The sequence below is a fragment of the Pseudomonas sp. MWU13-2517 genome (assembly GCF_023242545.1).
GTDB lineage: Bacteria > Pseudomonadota > Gammaproteobacteria > Pseudomonadales > Pseudomonadaceae > Aquipseudomonas.
In genome coordinates, this window is sequence record NZ_JALMFA010000022.1 from 13657 (window position 1) to 32179 (window position 18523).

Annotated in this window: 15 protein-coding genes; 8 read left to right on the top strand and 7 right to left on the bottom strand. The window is 60.8% G+C overall.

Going from position 1 to position 18523, the window contains the following annotated elements:
• From M5B97_RS25665 to pilM, 4 genes are all read right to left on the bottom strand, one after another.
• Window positions 1-1326, bottom strand: coding sequence for a type IV pilus secretin PilQ family protein (locus M5B97_RS25665; protein WP_248733084.1), 1326 nt, complete (start codon window positions 1324-1326; stop codon window positions 1-3).
• A 69-nt stretch (window positions 1327-1395) separates the two neighbouring features.
• The gene (locus M5B97_RS25670; RefSeq protein ID WP_248733052.1) at window positions 1396-2358 is read right to left on the bottom strand and encodes a pilus assembly protein PilP; all 963 of its coding nucleotides are present in this window, start codon (window positions 2356-2358) and stop codon (window positions 1396-1398) included.
• A complete protein-coding gene (locus M5B97_RS25675) occupies window positions 2355-2906 on the bottom strand; it encodes a PilN domain-containing protein (protein WP_123716212.1) in 552 nt (183 codons plus the stop codon). Before M5B97_RS25675 ends, M5B97_RS25670 begins: the two co-directional genes overlap by 4 nt.
• Window positions 2903-3559: a type IV pilus assembly protein PilM gene (pilM, locus tag M5B97_RS25680; RefSeq protein ID WP_248733053.1), complete on the bottom strand. Its 657-nt coding sequence runs from the start codon at window positions 3557-3559 to the stop codon at window positions 2903-2905. Before pilM ends, M5B97_RS25675 begins: the two co-directional genes overlap by 4 nt.
• Window positions 3560-3788: 229 nt before the next feature.
• Here pilM and M5B97_RS25685 point away from each other — a divergent pair, with 229 nt between their 5' ends.
• A complete protein-coding gene (locus M5B97_RS25685) occupies window positions 3789-6254 on the top strand; it encodes a penicillin-binding protein 1A (RefSeq protein WP_248733054.1) in 2466 nt (821 codons plus the stop codon).
• Window positions 6255-6410: 156 nt separating this feature from the next.
• Here the strand turns inward: M5B97_RS25685 and M5B97_RS25690 are convergent, their stop codons facing one another.
• The 3 genes from M5B97_RS25690 to rpmE form a co-directional block, all read right to left on the bottom strand.
• Window positions 6411-7679 (bottom strand): malic enzyme-like NAD(P)-binding protein, encoded by a 1269-nt coding sequence (locus M5B97_RS25690; RefSeq protein WP_123716214.1) that lies wholly within the window; start codon window positions 7677-7679, stop codon window positions 6411-6413.
• Window positions 7680-7860: 181 nt separating this feature from the next.
• Window positions 7861-8655 carry a thermonuclease family protein gene (locus M5B97_RS25695; RefSeq protein ID WP_248733055.1) on the bottom strand — a complete coding sequence of 265 codons (795 nt, stop codon included), beginning with the start codon at window positions 8653-8655 and terminating at the stop codon, window positions 7861-7863.
• Between the two features lie 35 nt (window positions 8656-8690).
• Window positions 8691-8909 carry a 50S ribosomal protein L31 gene (rpmE, locus tag M5B97_RS25700; protein ID WP_010213765.1) on the bottom strand — a complete coding sequence of 73 codons (219 nt, stop codon included), beginning with the start codon at window positions 8907-8909 and terminating at the stop codon, window positions 8691-8693.
• A gap of 216 nt (window positions 8910-9125) precedes the next feature.
• Between rpmE and M5B97_RS25705 the strand changes: the two genes are divergently transcribed.
• From M5B97_RS25705 to phaC, 7 genes are all read left to right on the top strand, one after another.
• Window positions 9126-11345 carry a primosomal protein N' gene (locus M5B97_RS25705; protein ID WP_248733056.1) on the top strand — a complete coding sequence of 740 codons (2220 nt, stop codon included), beginning with the start codon at window positions 9126-9128 and terminating at the stop codon, window positions 11343-11345.
• A 127-nt stretch (window positions 11346-11472) separates the two neighbouring features.
• A complete protein-coding gene (argS, locus tag M5B97_RS25710; protein WP_248733057.1) occupies window positions 11473-13209 on the top strand; it encodes an arginine--tRNA ligase in 1737 nt (578 codons plus the stop codon).
• A 1-nt stretch (window position 13210) separates the two neighbouring features.
• On the top strand, window positions 13211-13912 hold the full coding sequence (locus tag M5B97_RS25715; protein ID WP_123716218.1) for an SPOR domain-containing protein: 702 nt from the start codon (window positions 13211-13213) through the stop codon (window positions 13910-13912).
• A gap of 256 nt (window positions 13913-14168) precedes the next feature.
• Window positions 14169-14699: an ATP-dependent protease subunit HslV gene (gene hslV, locus M5B97_RS25720; RefSeq protein ID WP_003171209.1), complete on the top strand. Its 531-nt coding sequence runs from the start codon at window positions 14169-14171 to the stop codon at window positions 14697-14699.
• A 37-nt stretch (window positions 14700-14736) separates the two neighbouring features.
• The gene (gene hslU / locus M5B97_RS25725) at window positions 14737-16074 is read left to right on the top strand and encodes an ATP-dependent protease ATPase subunit HslU (RefSeq protein WP_134660446.1); all 1338 of its coding nucleotides are present in this window, start codon (window positions 14737-14739) and stop codon (window positions 16072-16074) included.
• Window positions 16075-16173: 99 nt separating this feature from the next.
• Window positions 16174-16551: a DUF971 domain-containing protein gene (locus tag M5B97_RS25730; RefSeq protein WP_123716220.1), complete on the top strand. Its 378-nt coding sequence runs from the start codon at window positions 16174-16176 to the stop codon at window positions 16549-16551.
• Window positions 16552-16799: 248 nt separating this feature from the next.
• A complete protein-coding gene (gene phaC, locus M5B97_RS25735; RefSeq protein ID WP_123716221.1) occupies window positions 16800-18479 on the top strand; it encodes a class II poly(R)-hydroxyalkanoic acid synthase in 1680 nt (559 codons plus the stop codon).
• Window positions 18480-18523: the final 44 nt, after the last annotated feature.

An 18523-nucleotide genomic window follows, 5' to 3' on the forward strand; every position in this document is an offset into this window, starting at 1 on the left:
TCAACGACTCACAGCAATCGCCTGGTTATTCATAATACGCGGAGTCAGGAATACCAGCAGCTCGGATTTTTTCTCCGCCAGCACATCGCGCCGGAAAAGGCGGCCAAGATACGGTACATCGCCCAAAAATGGCACTTTATCTACCACTTTGCTTTGGGTATTGGAGAAAACCCCTCCAATAACAATGGTCTCGCCATCCTTGACCAACACCTTGGCATTGACCTCGTTCTTCTTGATCGGCGGCACATCGTTGAGTTTGTTCAGGTAGTCGGGCTCATCCTTGGTGACTTTGACCTCCATGATGACCCGGTCGTCGGGGGTGATTTGCGGGGTCACTTCCAGGGACAACGAAGCCTCCTTGAACGACACCGAGGTGGCGCCACTGGAGCTGGACTCCTGATAGGGAATCTCGGTGCCTTTGAGGATGCGCGCGGTTTCCTTGTCGGCCGTAACCACTTTGGGCTGAGAGACGATTTCACCGTTGCCGGTTTTCTCCATGGCCGTCAGCTCAAGGTCCAGCAACAGGTTGTCGGTGATATAGGCGATACCCAGGCCTGACGTCCCCGTCAGCGAACCAAGATCGACAAAGGGAGAAGTGGGAGGGTCTTGCGGTGGTTCCGCGCCGTCGGGCAGCGGTTTGCGAATACCGCCGGCGCCCCACTTTCCGCGGCTGAACCCACCGCCCCAGCGCGCGCCCAGGCTCTTGTCGTAATCAACATTGGCCTCGACGATGCGCGCTTCGATCATCACCTGCCGCACCGGTACATCCAGTTGCGCCACAATGCGTCGCAACTCTTCCAGTCGCTCCCCGGTCTGGTAGGCAATGATGTTGTTGGTGCGGTCATCCACCGCAACCGAGCCACGCTCATCGGTGGTGCCTTCAAGCCCGCTGACTGATTGGAACAGCTTGGCCAGGTCTGCCGCCTTGGCGTAATTGACCTGCAACAACTCTCGACGCAACGGCGCCAGCTCAGCCATTTGCCTGCGCGACTCCAGCGTCAGCAGTTCGCGTGCAGCCAGCTCGTCGGCAGGAGCGACCAGCAATACACCCGCCTTCAATCGTTTATCCAGGCCCTTGGTGTGCAGCACCAGGTCAAGCGCCTGGTCCCAGGGCACGTCCTTGAGCCGCAAGGTGATCGAGCCCTGCACTTCATCGCTGGCCACAAGGTTGAGGCCAGCAATGTCGGCAATTTGTTGCAGCACCGCACGCAGCTCGATGTTCTGGAAGTTGAGGTTCAGCTTTTCACCGGAATACTCCCCCGGCGACACGCTGCCGGGAGGCGGCAACTGGGTCAGGTGCAGGCGATTGGGCACAGCGGTAGCCATCGGTGCCGTGAACGCTATCCATAGCGCCACACCGAAGGACGAGAAAGTCCTTTTCATTGATTGATTCCGTTATGAGTTGACGTTCAGCTTCAAGGTTCGTGAGCGTTCCAGCCATGCGCCTTGTTCATCGGGGAACAGCTCGACGAGTTCGATGTGCCCCTCATGAATAGTTTTGACCCGGCCATGATTCGGCCCCAGGTAGTCGCCCACCGTCAGCCGGTAGACCTCTGACGCAGCACGTAGCAAGGCAAACATCTGCCCGCCACGGGACAGTGTGCCGACCATTTCGAACTGGTCGGTCGCCAGACCTTCCAGCTTTCCCCTCGCACGAATGAGGTCAGGCGCGGGCGCCGGCCGACCGGATACCCGCTCATCCTGAAAAGCGAGAGGTTGGAACGGATCGCGCCGGGAGGATGAATCGTAGGCAAAGCGCGCCGCCGACTCGAGAGGCAGCCCGGGCGGCGCATCACTGCGATAGGTCTTTGCCAGCAGGTCGAGATGCAGCAAGGTGCCGTCCGGGCGAAGCGCAACATCATGCACCGTCACGATCCTCGACAGCCGTCCCAAGGCAGCCACGAACATCGCCAGGTCGTGGTAAGCCCCGCTGGTGCCGATCTGCATGGGTTGCTCAATGAGAAACGACCGAGGTTGCTCATCCAGCAGCGTGATGCCCTCCACCACCAGGCCATTGGCCGCCGCCAGGCGAGCAATGTCCTCAAGCAACTCAGGCACCTCGGGCTGGCCGTGAATGCCTCCAAGTACCCCCGCGGCTTTCTGCTCCATTACCCTGACTTGATGGGTACGTACCTCCAGACCAGCAGCCACGTCCACTCGTTGCGCGAGCTGTTGTTGCAGCGCCGCTGTCCGTGCCTCAAGTACGCGCAATCGCTCTCGCGGCGGGCTCAGGTACCAGGCTTCTCCCACCACCCACAACAAGCCGGCCAATGCGCAGGCGCACAGAACCTTGCCAGGCCAGGGCCATGTTGCAGCGTTGTGAATGAGTGCGAGAAAGTCGAGCCTGGGCAGGCTCACGGTTGCGCCTCGGTGGATTCGCCCTGGCGCACCATCAATTGGAATGCATTGTCGCCACTCCCGGCGTCCGTACGTACATGCTGGAGCCGTGTTGCATGGGTGCCTTGAGAGGCCTCCAGACGGCGCATCAACTGGGCGATGTCCTCGCTGGTTTCAGCGCTGCCGCTGACGTTGACGGTGTCGCCGTTCGCCAGTACTTCATGCAGCCGGACGCCATCAGGCACTGCGCGGGCCAACTGCTCAAACAGCTGGGCACTGGAAGATCGGGCGTCGTGCAGGTCCTGCACAACCTTCATGCGCTCCGCCAATTGCTGGCTTCGCTCCTGCAACTCGTCGATGGTCTTGATACGCGCGTCCTGGACGGCGATTTCCTTGCCCAAGAGGTGATTGCGCGTGACTTGCCGATCTATCGCCCGAACGATCACCTGATCAGCCAGCCACACCGCAGCGAGTGCCACACAGGCGAACGCCAACAACAGCATCAGGAAATATTTGCGCCGCCGCTGCGCCAGCGCCTGGCGCCAAGGCAAAAGATTGATTCGTGTCATTCAGCGAAACTCCTCAGAGCCAACCCGCAAGCCACTCCCAGCGCCTGGGCATCGATGGTCCATTGTGCACCATCGACACGACGACCCGGCGTAAAGCTGGCGAAATCCTGACGGCTCGCACGCTCCAATGCAAACCCCTCGATATCCACCACCCGCGGGACAAGCCCGGCGAGGGCCAGAACCGCTTCGCGAGCCTTGACCTGTTCCTTGAGGCACGCCGCCAGCAACACTTCGACCCTGCGCGAATCTTGCGCCGAAGGGCCGCGGACTTGAAAGTCGATAGCCACATCGTCCAATGGGTAGGGAATGTACTGATCGGCCTCCATCTGGATCATCCAGACCATCTCCTCATCACTGAGCCCCGCGTCCATCTCGATCACACGCGTGATGACCGAAGGCCCAACCACGGCGACCGCGGCCTGGCGAACCGATGTATGCAAGCGCGCCAAAGCCTGGCGCAGCGCCTGCCCTATCCCCTCGAGGTCCAGCAACGTACCGTCGACCACCGCATGCGCCGGTAGCTCCTGCGTGGCGTAGGCTTCGACGGTATAGCCGGCGGTCGAACGCCCCAGCTCGACCAGTTTGATGCCGCTGCCATGAATATCGACGCCCAGGACGGTGTCGACTTTTCTCCTGAAAAATCCCTTTCTCATAAAACTCCCAAAAAATTTGCCGGTCATACCGGCAGTCATACCCTCTGATTGCCACGGGGCTGAATGCATTCGGTCGACTTGTTTGAGTGGCGCGAATGACGCCCCAAGCCGAAAATGCTTTAATGCCCAGCGTTTTTTCCTGCTTTTTATCTGCAGCTCGGGTCGATCCATCGTTTGCCATGCATGCCCCGACGCGTAACCCATTCTTTTCTCTGGAAATCCAAAAGCCTTGATTCGTCTGCTGAAGTTTTTCGGGTACTCCATTGTCGCGATCGTCTGCGGGCTGCTGCTCGTACTCAGCGGTGCCTACCTCTACCTTAGTCCGGGTTTGCCCTCCGTAGAGGCGCTCAGAAGTATCCAGTTGCAGATTCCTTTGCGGGTCTATAGCAGCGATGAAAAGCTGATCGCGGAGTTCGGCGAAATGCGCCGCACACCCATCCGTTTCGCCGACATTCCGCCCAATTTCATCAGCGCGTTGCTGTCGGCCGAAGACGACAATTTCGCCAACCACTACGGTGTCGACCCCAGCAGCCTGGTGCGTGCGGCCACGCAGTTGGTAAAAAGCGGACACATTCAGTCCGGTGGCAGCACCATCACCATGCAGGTGGCGAAGAACTTCTTCCTCACCAGCGAGCGCAGCTTTTCGCGCAAGGCCACCGAGATCCTGCTGGCCCTGCAAATCGAACGTCAGTTGACCAAGGACGAGATCCTTGAGCTGTACGTCAACAAGATCTACCTGGGCAACCGCGCCTACGGGATCGAGGCGGCTTCCCAGGTCTACTACGGCAAGTCGATTCGCGACGCCAGCCTGGCGCAGATGGCCATGATTGCCGGCCTGCCGAAAGCCCCGTCGCGCTTCAACCCCCTGGCCAACCCGGCACGCAGCAAAGAACGTCGCGACTGGATCCTGGGCCGCATGTACAAGCTGGGCAAGATCGACCAGGCCGCTTACGAAAGTGCCGTGGCCGAACCGCTGAACGCCAGTTACCACGTGCCGACGCCAGAAGTGAACGCTCCGTATATAGCCGAGATGGCCCGCGCCGAAATGGTCGGCCGTTATGGCAGCGACGCTTACACCGAGGGTTTCCGCGTCACCACGACCGTTCCGAGCAACCTGCAGGAAATCGCCAACAGCTCGGTACACGAGGGCCTGATCACCTACGATCAGCGTCACGGTTACCGTGGCCCCGAGTCGCGCCTGCCCGGCAAGACCCTGAGCGCCTGGACCGCGGAGCTGGGCAAGCAACGCTCGATCAGCGGCCTGGAGCCGGCCATCGTCACCCAGGTGAAGAAAGATGGCGTGCAGGTCCTGACCCGCACTGGCGAAGCGCATGTAGCGTGGGACAGCATGAAATGGGCGCGCCCTTTCCTGAACACCAACAGCATGGGCCCGATGCCCAAGCAGCCGTCGGACGTGGCCCAGGTGGGCGACTTGATCCGCGTGCAACGTCAGAAGGATGACAGCCTGAAATTCAGCCAAGTGCCGGTGGCACAAGGCGCCCTGGTGTCCCTGGACCCACAGAACGGTGCAATCCGTGCCCTGGTCGGCGGCTTTGCCTTCGAGCAGAGCAACTACAACCGCGCCACCCAGGCCAAGCGCCAGCCGGGTTCGAGCTTCAAGCCATTTATCTATAGCGCCGCACTGGACAACGGCTACACCGCCGCCAGCCTGGTCAACGATGCACCGATCGTGTTTGTCGACGAGTACCTGGACAAGGTCTGGCGCCCAAAGAACGACACCAATACCTTCCTCGGCCCGATCCGCGTGCGCGAGGCGTTGTACAAGTCGCGCAACCTGGTGTCGATCCGACTGCTGCAAGCAATGGGCGTCGGCAAGACGATCGACTACATCACGCGCTTTGGCTTCAACAAGTCGGACCTGCCGCCGAATCTATCCCTCGCCCTGGGCACCGCCACTCTCACGCCTATGGAAATCGCCACTGGCTGGAGCACCTTTGCCAACGGTGGCTACAAGATTACGCCGTACCTGATCGACAAGGTCGAAAGCCGCAATGGCGATACCCTGTTCACCGCCAACCCGCCACGCGTGCCGGGTGACGTCGTCAATGGCGTGGCCGCTCCCGACGGCATCGCGGCACCGGGCAATGGCGGCATCACCATCGAGCCGGCCCCAGGCGCCGCGCCCGTCACCAGCACCACGGCGCCGACCGAACCTCAAGCACCCGCCGTTGCGCCACGCGTGGTGGATGGCCGTACCACTTACATCCTCAACAGCATCCTTGAGGACGTGATCAAGAAGGGCACCGGTCGTCGTGCACTGGCCTTGGGCCGCGCGGATCTGGCGGGCAAGACCGGTACCACCAACGAATCCAAGGACGCCTGGTTCTCGGGCTATAACGCGGATTACGTGACCACCGTGTGGACCGGCTACGACCAGCCGGAAAGCCTGGGCCGCCGCGAATTCGGTGGCACCGTGGCCCTGCCGATCTGGATGAGCTACATGGGCGCCGCCTTGAAGGACAAGCCACTGCACACTCAAGCCGAACCCGAAGGCATCCTCAGCCTGCGGATCGATCCGGTCAGTGGCCGTGCGGCCTCGCCAAGCACGCCGAATGCGTACTTCGAACTGTTCAAGAGCGAGGACACGCCGCCGTCGGTCAACGAACTGGGCAATGGCGTCGCTCCGGGCAGCCCACTGCCGGCGGATGAAGGCGCGCCGATCGACTTGTTCTAACGCGATCGGTGGCTCGACACAGAGCCACTGCAGGAGGGGCTGGCCATAACGCCAGCCAGTTAAGACTTGTGTAGGAGCGAGCAACCTCGCCCCTACAGACCAAAAAAAGCCCCGACTCGCGAGAGCCGGGGCTTTTTGTTGACGCGCTACAACGGCTTAGCCGTTGAACACGTCATCCACGCTTTTGAGCGGGTAGTGCTTCGGATACGGCAGGGTCGCCACGCCGGTCTCGATGGCGGCCTTGGCCACGGCATCGGAGATCAGGGTGATCAGGCGCTTATCCATTGGCTTCGGAATGATGTACTCACGACCGAATTCCAGCTTGATACCGCCGTAGGCGTCACACACTTCCTGAGGTACCGGCAGCTTGGCCAGTTCACGCAGGGCGTTGGCGGCAGCCACTTTCATCTCTTCGTTGATGCGCTTGGCGCGAACGTCCAGGGCCCCACGGAAGATGAACGGGAAGCCCAGAACGTTGTTGACCTGGTTCGGGTAGTCCGAACGGCCGGTAGCCATGATCACGTCGTTACGGGTGGCATGAGCCAGTTCCGGGGAGATCTCCGGGTCCGGGTTGGAGCATGCGAACACGATCGGGTTGGCCGCCATGGACTTCAGGCCTTCGGCGCTCAGCAGGTTCGGGCCGGACAGGCCGACAAACACGTCTGCACCGTCCAGGGCGTCAGCCAGGGTACGCTTGTCGGTAGCGTGGGCAAACATCGCCTTGTACTGGTTCAGGTCGGTACGCTCGGACTGAACTACGCCCTTGCTGTCGACCATGAAGATGTTTTCCAGCTTGGCGCCCATGCTCACCAGCAACTTCATGCAGGAGATGGCCGCGGCGCCAGCGCCCAGGCAGACGATCTTGGCGTCAGCCAGGGTTTTGCCGGCGATTTCCAAGGCGTTGATCATGCCGGCCGCGGTAACGATCGCGGTGCCGTGCTGGTCATCGTGGAATACCGGGATGTCACATTGTTCGATCAGGGCCTTTTCAATCTCGAAGCACTCAGGTGCCTTGATGTCTTCCAGGTTGATGCCACCGAACGTGATGGAAATGCGCTTTACGGTGTCGATGAAAGCCTGCGGGCTTTCGGAATCGACTTCGATGTCGAAAACGTCGATGCCGGCAAAGCGCTTGAACAGCACGCCTTTGCCTTCCATGACTGGCTTGGAAGCCAATGGGCCGAGGTTACCCAGGCCAAGAATCGCGGTGCCATCGGAAATCACTGCAACCAGGTTGCCTTTGCCGGTGTACTTGTACGCCAGCTCAGGGTCGCGGGCGATTTCACGTACGGGCTCGGCAACACCTGGGCTGTAGGCCAGCGACAGGTCGCGGGCGGTGGCAGTGGCCTTGGTGAGCTCTACACTCAGCTTTCCTGGACGAGGATGGGCATGATATTCGAGAGCGGCAGTTTTCAAATCAGACATATCGGCATTCCGCTTTTACTGTTGGTCGACGGACCGCCGAGGATACGCGTGTCGCAAAGTCCCTACAAGACTGGGCAGTCACAGGTGTCAAGGGCCCTGCGCTACGACTTTCGGCCAAGAGCCACAGGATACAAGGGCTCAACTGTTCACAATTGACTTAAAAAATGTCTACAATTTTTTCTCAAGACGTCAATTTGAGCATGCTGGGATCAGTCAATGGTAGAAGCCAGCGCACTTGGCTGCTTTTCACCCCGCCACGCCCCGAGCGACCCTGCAGCCACCCCCGCGCCTCGATGAACCGGCCTTGCAGACCATTGAGCAGGGCACTGTCGAATTGACTGACGTGCTCAGGCGCAATACGTAATACCAGCGCACCCTGCAATTCAATCCAGATGCCACCCCGATTGCGCTCAACCTTGCTCACCTGGCCGCTGACCAGGGCAAAGCCGGACCGCGAGAGTTGCGCCACGGATTGCACAGGCGATTGCCGCCATAGACCCAGCCGCGCGCGACGAGCGACGTCTTCGGCGGTTTGCTGGCAAGCGACCAGAGCGTTATTGGGTGCCACACCGACTTGAAACCCAAGCCCCTCGGCCAGCAACTGCGCTTCCAGGTTCTCGCCATCAGCACCGTAGAGGTGAGCCAGGGTCCGCCCATAATGGTCTTTACCCTCACGCCCTATCGATAGGCCGACTCGCCCGCCACTGGCCGTCACCAATGCCTGCAAGCGCTGGCGGGCGGCAATGGCAAAAGGTTCGTCCGTGCGACCTTTTTTACCGGTCTCCGGCGTGTTGATGCCGATCATGCGCACACTGCGACCATCCTTGAGGCGTACCGTGTCGCCATCCACCACACGCTGTACTTCGACCTGCGTCACGGACGCCGGCGCCGGACAATACGCCTCGGCCTGTGCGGTGCAGAGCCAAATCCCGGGCACAAAAAAGGCGCCCACAAGGGACGCCTTTTTCATCAGCATGGAGAAACCGTAACGGCCTCCCAAGTTGATCGGCCTTAGGCCTTTTTGGCACCGAAAGCACCAAAGCGATCTGCGAAGCGCTGTACACGGCCGCCGGTGTCCAGAGTCTTCTGCTTACCGGTGTAGAACGGGTGGCACTCGTTGCATACGTCAGTACCCAGTGGCTTGCACAGGTTCGAACGGGTTTCGAACTTGTTGCCGCAGCTGCAGGTGACTTCGATGGTTTCGTACGCTGGATGGATATCGGCTTTCATGGCACTTCCTCGGGCTAGCGTGCCGCCACTCGACACTATTGTCGAATACCGCACGTAATTAGGCCGCGGATTGTACCAGAGCTTTTAAATCGTGCAAGCGACGCTTAGGACACAAACCTCCCTTTCATCAGAAAAGCATCAGCTACCCCAAGCCCTTCCCCGTCTGCTAGGCTCGCGCCCCTGCGCCACCGCCTGCCTTTAGATGAGAACCTCCGCGTGCCCGACGCCATTTTGCGCCTAGCCCTGCCCTCGCCCCTGCGCCGCCTGTTCGACTACCGGGCCCCGGCCGGTGTGCTGCGTGCGCAGTTGCAGCCCGGCATGCGCGTGCGTGTGCCGTTTGGGCGTCGGGAGATGATCGGGATCCTGGTGGAGGTCACCGACCACAGCGAAGTGCCCGCCGAAAAGCTCAAGCCGGCTCTGGCCATCCTCGATGCCACACCACCACTGCCGCCCGCACTGTTCAAGCTGTGCCTGTGGACCGCCCAGTACTACCAGCACAGCCTCGGCGATACCTTGAGTTGGGCGCTGCCAGTGTTGCTGCGCCAAGGCGAACTGGCGGAGGCGCGCCAGGAGCGCTTCTGGTCGATAGCCCCCGGCGCACGCCTCGACGACCCGCGCATCGCCCGCGCGCCGCGCCAGCGTGAAGCCTTGGCCACGCTGGCCCAGCATCCTCATGGCGTCGCCCATCAGCTATTAAGCAAACTGATGCTGAGCAAGGACAGCCTGGATTTGCTGCTGGCCAAGGGGCTGGTACAAGTGGAAATCCGCAAGCACGCCCCCGACCCACGCCATGAACACTGGCTGGCCCAGCCCGAACTGCCGCTGAACGCCGAGCAACGGGCGGCTTATGAAGCTATTCGTGCAGGCTTCGACAGCTTCCACGCGTTCCTGCTGGCCGGTGTCACGGGGAGCGGCAAGACCGAAGTCTATTTGCAGTTGATCCGCGAAACCCTGCAAGCCGGCAAGCAAGCTTTGGTATTGATCCCCGAGATCAACCTCGGCCCGCAAACCCTGGCGCGTTTCGAACAGCGCTTCAACGCCCGCATCGCCCTCGTGCATTCGGCGGTCAATGATCGTGAGCGCCTGGAGGCGTGGCTGGCTGCGCGTGACGGCGAGGCCGACATCATTATCGGCACTCGCTCGGCGCTGTTCACACCAATGAAGAACCCTGGACTGATCATCATCGACGAGGAGCATGACGGCTCCTATAAACAGCAGGAAGGCTTGCGCTATCACGCGCGCGACCTGGCGCTGGTGCGGGCGCGCCAGGAAGACATTCCCATTGTGCTGGGCTCAGCCACGCCCTCTCTGGAGAGCCTGCACAACGCCTACACAGGCCGTTACGGCCTCCTGCGCCTCAACGAGCGTGCCGGTGGCGCCAAACAACCACGCTTCCTGCGCCTGGACGTAAAAAGCCGGCCGCTGGACAGCGGTATTTCCGGGCCGATGCAACAAGCCATCGGCCAGACACTCGCCGCCGGCCAGCAGGTGTTGGTATTTCTCAACCGCCGCGGTTTTGCGCCGACGCTGCTGTGCCACGATTGCGGCTGGATGTCCGAGTGCGAGCGCTGCGACGCGCGCATGACCGTGCACCAGCGCTACGGCGAGCTGCGCTGCCACCACTGCGGCCACGTAGAGCGGGTGCCGCGCCACTGCCCACAGTGCGGCAAGGTGGACCTGCGGCCGGTAGGCGCCGGCACCGAGCGCGCCGAAGAGCGCCTGGGGATTCTGTTCCCGGACTACCCGGTGCTGCGGGTCGACCGCGACAGCACGTCGCGCAAAGACGCCATGAACCAGCTGTTCGCTACCATCCAGAAGGGCCAGCCGTGCATCCTGATCGGTACCCAGATGCTCGCCAAGGGGCATCACTTTCCAAGGGTGACCCTGGTGTCGATCCTGGACGCCGATGGCGGCTTGTTTTCCGGCGACTTCCGCGCCAGTGAGCGTATGGCACAGCTGATCGTACAAGTCGCAGGGCGGGCCGGGCGCGCCGAAGAGCCCGGCAAGGTGATTATCCAGACACACTTGGCCGACCACCCGCTGCTGATTCAACTGACGGAACAAGGTTACTTTGCCTTCGCCGAACAAGCGCTCAGCGAACGCCGCGCCGCGGGCCTGCCGCCGTTCGCCCATCTGGCGTTGCTGCGAGCTGAAGCACACAAGCCGGGCCAGGCCGAAGGTTTTCTGGATGAAGCGTGCAGCGTTGCCGAACGTTTATTGGGCGAACTGGGTCTGACTGGCATCGAATTGCTCGGCCCGGTACCTGCTCCCATGGAACGCCGCGCCGGACGCTATCGCGCTCAGCTACTCTTGCAGGCAACGTCCCGCGCACCATTGCATCGGCTGTTAAGTAGCTGGTTGCTTGCCCTGGAGCAAATGCCCAGTGGCCGGCAGGTGCGATGGTCGCTGGATGTGGATCCGGTCGATTTGTACTGAATCCCCCCACAGGTTAATCGTCCGTGAAGGACCTTCGAAGGTTGGCAAGCCCGCCCTCGCCACGGATAATGCCCAGTTTTTCCACCTGCGCTTCGCGCGCCGCCGCTTGCGGTCGAAAGAGAACACCATGAAAGACACCATTCGCCAGCTGATCCAACAAGCCCTCACCCAACTCGTCGACGAAGGTGTGTTGCCTGAAGGCCTGACGCCGGCGATCCAGGTGGAGAACACCCGCGACAAGACCCACGGCGACTTCGCCAGCAACATCGCGATGATGCTGTCCAAGCCTGCGGGCATGAAGCCGCGCGACCTGGCGGAAAAAATCATCGCCTCGCTGCCTGCCGACGAGAGTGTCACCAAGGCTGAAATCGCGGGCCCTGGCTTCATCAACTTCTTCCAGAACACGCAGGCCCTGGCCAATCGTCTCGACGCGGCACTGGCCGATGCTCACGTGGGTGCACGCAAGGCCGGCCCGGCACAGCGCACCGTGGTCGACCTGTCGGCCCCCAACCTGGCCAAAGAGATGCACGTCGGCCACTTGCGCTCGACCATCATTGGCGACGGCGTGGCCCGCGTCCTGGAGTTTCTCGGCGATGAGGTGATTCGTCAGAACCACGTCGGTGACTGGGGTACCCAGTTCGGCATGCTGATGGCCTACCTGCAGGAAAACCCGATCACCAGCGACGAGCTGTCGGACCTGGAGAACTTCTACCGGGCTGCGAAGAAGCGTTTCGACGAGTCCGAAGCGTTCGCCGACCGCGCCCGCGGCCTGGTGGTCAAACTGCAAGCCGGTGACGCCGAATGCCTGGCACTGTGGACCAGGTTCAAGGACATCTCGCTGTCGCACTGCCAGAAGATCTACGAACTGCTCAACGTCAAGCTGACCATGGCCGACGTAATGGGCGAAAGCGCCTACAACGATGACTTGATCAACGTCGTCAACGATTTGAAAGCCGCAGGCATGCTGGTCGAGAGCAACGGCGCCCAATGCGTGTTCCTCGACGAGTTCAAAAACGCCGAGGGCGAGCCGCTGCCGGTGATCATCGTCAAGGCCGATGGCGGCTACCTCTACGCCACCACCGACCTGGCCGCCGTACGCTACCGCAGCGGCAAGCTCAAGGCTGACCGCGCGCTGTACTTCGTCGACCAGCGTCAGGCCCTGCACTTCCAGCAAGTCTTCGCCGTGGCACGCAAGGCCGGGTTCGTGACTCACCCGATGGAAATGGAGCACATGGGCTTCGGCACCATGAACGGCGCCGATGGCCGTCCATTCAAGACCCGTGACGGCGGCACCGTGAAGCTGATCGACCTGCTGACCGAAGCCCAGGAGCGTGCCTACAACCTGGTGAAAGAAAAGAACCCGGAACTGGCCGAAGCCGACCTGCGCAACATCGCCCGCGTGGTCGGCATTGGCGCGGTGAAGTACGCCGACCTGTCCAAGCACCGCACCAGCGACTACAGCTTCAACTTCGACCTGATGCTCAACTTCGAAGGCAACACCGCGCCCTACCTGCTGTATGCCTACACTCGCGTGGCCGGCGTGTTCCGCAAGCTGGGCAAGGACTTCAGCGAAGTCGAAGGCCAGATCGTGCTCGTCGCACCGCAGGAACAGGAACTGGCGGCCAAGCTCGCGCAATTCGGTGAAGTGCTGAACAGTGTTGGCGAAAAAGGCACACCACACATCCTTTGCACTTACCTGTACGAAGTCGCCGGCCTGTTCTCCAGCTTCTACGAGAATTGCCCGATCCTCACCGCCGACGACGAAGCTCAAAAGCACAGTCGCCTGCGCCTCGCCGCACTGGCTGGACGGACCCTCAAGCAAGGCCTGGAACTCTTGGGCCTGGAAACTCTGGAGCGTATGTAAGTTGGCTGCCAAGAAAAAACCTGCACCCAAGCGCGGCGCCAGCCGCTACCAGGCTCCGGCGAAGAAACCGATTCCGGGCTGGCTGTGGATGGCCATCGGCCTGGCGGTCGGCGCGTTTGTGGTGATCCTGATGAAGCTGGAGCCGGGCAAAGGCGATGACGTAAAACGCGTCAAGCAAGAGCAGCAGAAGGCCACGAAAATAGCCGAAGCCAACAAGACTGCGCCGAGCCCGACCGTACCGGTGAAGCCGAAGTACGACTTCTACACGCTGCTGCCGGAATCGGAAGTGATCGTGCCGCCCGACGCCGTGCCGGAGAAAACCCTGCCGACGCCACAAGTGCCGACCACACCGGTCACGCCTGCGGAAGCGGCGAAGATCGATACGGCGCGCGCCCAGGCCGCGTTGGCGGGTATCACCCCGCCCCCGCCGCCACCGGTAGCAACCACCAAGGCCGCACCGGTGACCAAGTTCTTCCTGCAAGCGGGCTCGTTCCCGAAACAGGCAGATGCGGACCGCGTACGCGCACAGATCATTCTGTTGGGCCAGGCGGTGACGGTGGAATCCGGCACGGTGAAGGATGCGACCTGGTATCGCGTGCTGGTAGGCCCATTCAGCAACCGTGAGCAGCTGACCGTGGCGCAGAAGCAATTGGCCGGCGCCGGGTTTAGCAACCTGTTGTTACAACAACGCCAGAGCCGCTGATCAGGCTCAACGCCGATCAACCTGTGGGAGGGGGCTTGCCCCCGATGGTAGTGGGTCAGCCAAGATTGCATTGACTGACATACCGCTATCGGGGGCACGCCCTCTCCCACATTTGGTTTCGTGGTGTTCTCGCAAATGCGTAAGACCGATAAACGCCACTCGTCCGCCACGTACCCCTACGGTTGAAATCCCCCTCGTCACCCCCATATGAGTTTCCATCAGGGCATTTTCGCCCCGCTGCGTGGAGACTCTCCCCTTGACCACCATCGTTTCAGTACGTCGCCACGGCAAAGTCGTCATGGGCGGCGACGGCCAGGTTTCCCTTGGCAACACCGTGATGAAAGGCAACGCCAAAAAGGTCCGTCGCCTCTACCACGGCCAGGTTCTCGCAGGCTTTGCCGGCGCTACCGCCGACGCCTTCACCCTCTTCGAACGTTTCGAGGGGCAGTTGGAAAAACACCAGGGCCATCTCGTACGCGCCGCTGTCGAACTCGCCAAAGAATGGCGCACCGACCGCTCCCTCAGCCGTCTGGAAGCCATGCTGGCCGTTGCCAACAAAGATGCTTCCCTGATCATCACCGGTAACGGCGATGTGGTCGAACCTGAACATGGCCTGATCGCCATGGGTTCCGGCGGTGGCTACGCCCAAGCGGCAGCCAGCGCGCTCTTGAAGAAAACCGACCTGTCGGCCCGGGAAATCGTCGAAACCGCCCTGGGTATCGCCGGCGATATCTGCGTGTTCACCAACCACAACCAGACCATTGAGGAGCAGGACCTCGCCGAGTAAGCCGCAGGCTTATTTGCGCTTGAGGCCGCCAAACACTATGTCCATGACTCCCCGCGAAATCGTCCATGAACTTAACCGCCATATCATCGGCCAGGACGATGCCAAGCGCGCCGTTGCCATTGCGCTGCGTAACCGCTGGCGCCGGATGCAACTGCCCGAAGAACTGCGCGTTGAAGTAACGCCCAAGAACATCCTGATGATCGGCCCGACCGGCGTCGGTAAAACCGAGATTGCCCGTCGCCTGGCCAAATTGGCCAATGCCCCCTTCATCAAGGTCGAAGCCACCAAATTCACCGAAGTGGGCTATGTGGGCCGCGACGTCGAGTCGATCATCCGTGATTTGGCCGACGCTGCCTTGAAGCTGCTGCGCGAGCAGGAGATGACCAAGGTCAGCCACCGTGCCGAAGATGCCGCCGAAGAACGCATCCTCGACGCCCTGCTGCCACCGGCACGCATGGGCTTTAACGAAGACGCCGCACCGGCCTCCGACTCCAACACCCGCCAGCTGTTCCGCAAGCGCCTGCGTGAAGGCCAACTGGACGACAAGGAAATCGAGATCGAAGTCGCCGAGATTTCCGGCGTCGACATTTCCGCCCCGCCCGGCATGGAAGAAATGACCAGCCAGTTGCAGAACCTGTTCGCCAACATGGGCAAGGGCAAGAAGAAAAGCCGCAAGCTCAAGGTGAAGGAAGCCCTGAAACTGGTGCGCGATGAAGAAGCCGGGCGCCTGGTGAATGAGGAAGAACTCAAGGCCAAGGCCCTGGAAGCCGTCGAGCAGCACGGTATCGTGTTTATCGACGAGATCGACAAGGTGGCCAAGCGCGGCAACGCCGGCGGCGTGGATGTATCCCGCGAGGGTGTACAGCGCGACCTGCTGCCGCTGATCGAAGGCTGCACCGTGAACACCAAGCTGGGTATGGTCAAGACCGACCACATCCTGTTTATCGCCTCCGGTGCTTTCCACCTGAGCAAGCCCAGCGACCTGGTGCCGGAGCTGCAAGGCCGCCTGCCGATTCGCGTGGAACTCAAGGCACTGACGCCGGGTGACTTCGAGCGCATTCTCAGCGAACCGCATGCCTCGCTCACCGAGCAGTACCGTGAGCTGCTGAAAACCGAGGGCCTGGGTATCGAGTTCCAGCCGGACGGCATCAAGCGCCTGGCCGAAATCGCCTGGCAGGTCAACGAGAAAACCGAGAACATCGGTGCGCGTCGCCTGCATACCTTGCTGGAGCGCTTGCTGGAAGAAGTGTCCTTCAGTGCTGGCGACCTGGCCGGTGCGCAGAATGGCGAAGTGATCAAGATCGACGCCGACTACGTCAACAGCCACTTGGGCGAACTGGCGCAGAACGAAGACTTGTCGCGCTACATTCTGTAGGGCTAAGTTGTAAGCAGTAAGCTACAAGCGGCAAGTTGATCGCATTTAACTTGCCGCTTGAAGCTTGAAGCTTGCAGCCTACCGCCCAGGTCTCCCCCAATGTCGAAATTTCCCACCGCTGTAAATCTCCACAAAACCTCCAACACCCTCGGCCTCACCTATGGGCCCGACGAGGTGTACCAACTTCCCGCCGAACTGCTGCGTACCCACTCACCTTCCGCGGAGGTCCAGGGTCACGGCAAACCCATCCTGCAATTCGGCAAACTCAACGTGCGCTTGATCAAGGTGGAACCGGCCGGGCAATACGCACTGAAATTGACCTTCGACGACGGTCATGACAGCGGATTGTTCACCTGGGACTACCTCTACCAGTTGGCCGTGCGTCAGGACGCGCTGTGGGCCGACTATCTCGCCGAGCTCAAGGCAGCCGGAAAAACCCGCGACCCCAGTGAGTCTGTCGTGCGGCTGATGCTCTAACTCAGGCCTCTGGTGCTTTAGAGAGCATTTTCTAATTTCATCTGCTTGAATGCCCTGTCTCGTGGTCAACGATTGGCCCGCTTGCGAAAAAAATTAAACTCGGGTAACCAATGGAACTGGCAAGTTCCCTGCATTTGACGATGCGGTATCAACGGTCACCCGAGTCGCGTACCTGGCTTGTGTTGTGTATCGAAACCTGGTGCACAGCGGTACCCGGTACTCGTCTTTCGGACAATGGAGCGTCGTAGATGAGTAACAAGAACAACGATGACTTGAAACGCCAAGCCTCGGAAAACACCTTGGGGCTGAACCCGATCATCGCGTTACGCAAAAAGGATTTATTGGCCTCGGCGAAGATGGTACTGACCCAAGCCATCAAGCAACCGTTGCACAGCGTCAAACACGTCGCCCACTTCGGCGTTGAATTGAAAAACGTGATGTTCGGCAAATCCCAGTTGGTGCCCGAGAGCGATGACCGTCGCTTCAACGACCCGGCCTGGAGCCAGAACCCGCTCTATAAACGCTACCTGCAAACCTACCTGGCGTGGCGCAAGGAACTGCACGACTGGATCGGCGACAGCAACCTCTCCGAACAGGACATCAGCCGCGGCCACTTCGTGATCAACCTGATGACCGAAGCCATGGCCCCCACCAACAGCGCGGCCAACCCGGCGGCGGTCAAACGCTTTTTTGAAACCGGCGGCAAAAGCCTGCTCGATGGGCTTTCCCATCTCGCCAAAGACCTGGTGCACAACGGCGGCATGCCGAGCCAGGTCAACATGGGCGCTTTCGAAGTGGGCAAGACGCTGGGCACCAGCGAAGGCGCGGTGGTGTTTCGCAACGATGTGCTGGAGCTGATCCAGTACAAACCAATCACCGAGCAGGTGCACGAACGCCCTCTATTGGTGGTGCCGCCGCAGATCAACAAATTCTATGTCTTTGACTTGAGCCCGGATAAGAGCCTGGCGCGCTTTTGCCTGCGCAATGGCCAGCAAACGTTCATTGTCAGTTGGCGCAACCCGACCAAGGCCCAGCGCGAATGGGGCCTGTCCACTTACATTGAGGCGCTCAAGGAAGCGGTGGATGTGGTCACGGCGATCACCGGCAGCAAGGACGTCAACATGCTTGGCGCCTGCTCCGGCGGCATCACCTGCACGGCCTTGCTCGGCCATTACGCGGCGCTGGGGGAAAAGAAGGTCAACGCCCTGACCCTGTTAGTGAGCGTGCTGGACACCGCCCTGGACACCCAGGTGGCACTGTTCGTCGATGAACAGACGCTGGAGGCGGCCAAGCGCCACTCCTATCAGGCCGGCGTACTGGAAGGCCGCGACATGGCCAAGGTGTTCGCCTGGATGCGCCCCAACGACCTGATCTGGAATTATTGGGTCAACAACTACCTGCTCGGCAATGAACCACCGGTGTTCGATATTCTGTTCTGGAACAACGACACCACGCGCTTGCCGGCCGCTTTCCACGGCGACCTGATCGAACTGTTCAAGAACAACCCGCTGGTGCGTGCCAACGCCCTGGAAGTGTGCGGCACGCCGATTGACCTCAAGCAGGTCACCGCGGATATCTACTCATTGGCCGGCACCAACGACCACATCACGCCGTGGCAGTCATGCTACAGGTCGGCGCAGCTATTTGGTGGCAAGGTGGAGTTTGTGCTGTCCAGCAGCGGGCATATCCAGAGCATTCTCAACCCGCCGGGCAACCCCAAGGCCCGCTACCAGACCAGCGACAGTCTGACCGGCAAGGCCCTGGACTGGCAGGAGAATGCCACCAAACACACCGACTCCTGGTGGTTGCATTGGCAGGGTTGGTTGGCGGAGCGAGCGGGCAAGCTGAAGAAGGCGCCTGCAAGCTTGGGTAACAAGACTTACGCGGCGGCGGAAGCTGCGCCGGGCACTTATGTACATGAACGCTAGATTGAAATGAGATCGAATGTGGAGGGGGCTTGCTCCCGATTACA

Coding starts and splice junctions, on each gene's coding strand:
- M5B97_RS25665 (WP_248733084.1), bottom strand. CDS start 1,326: ATGGCTACCGCTGTGCCCAATCGCCTGCACCTGACCCAGTTGCCGCCT.
- M5B97_RS25675 (WP_123716212.1), bottom strand. CDS start 2,906: ATGACACGAATCAATCTTTTGCCTTGGCGCCAGGCGCTGGCGCAGCGG.
- pilM (WP_248733053.1), bottom strand. CDS start 3,559: ATGAGAAAGGGATTTTTCAGGAGAAAAGTCGACACCGTCCTGGGCGTC.
- M5B97_RS25690 (WP_123716214.1), bottom strand. CDS start 7,679: ATGTCTGATTTGAAAACTGCCGCTCTCGAATATCATGCCCATCCTCGT.
- M5B97_RS25695 (WP_248733055.1), bottom strand. CDS start 8,655: ATGCTGATGAAAAAGGCGTCCCTTGTGGGCGCCTTTTTTGTGCCCGGG.
- rpmE (WP_010213765.1), bottom strand. CDS start 8,909: ATGAAAGCCGATATCCATCCAGCGTACGAAACCATCGAAGTCACCTGC.
- argS (WP_248733057.1), top strand. CDS start 11,473: ATGAAAGACACCATTCGCCAGCTGATCCAACAAGCCCTCACCCAACTC.
- hslU (WP_134660446.1), top strand. CDS start 14,737: ATGTCCATGACTCCCCGCGAAATCGTCCATGAACTTAACCGCCATATC.
- M5B97_RS25730 (WP_123716220.1), top strand. CDS start 16,174: ATGTCGAAATTTCCCACCGCTGTAAATCTCCACAAAACCTCCAACACC.
- phaC (WP_123716221.1), top strand. CDS start 16,800: ATGAGTAACAAGAACAACGATGACTTGAAACGCCAAGCCTCGGAAAAC.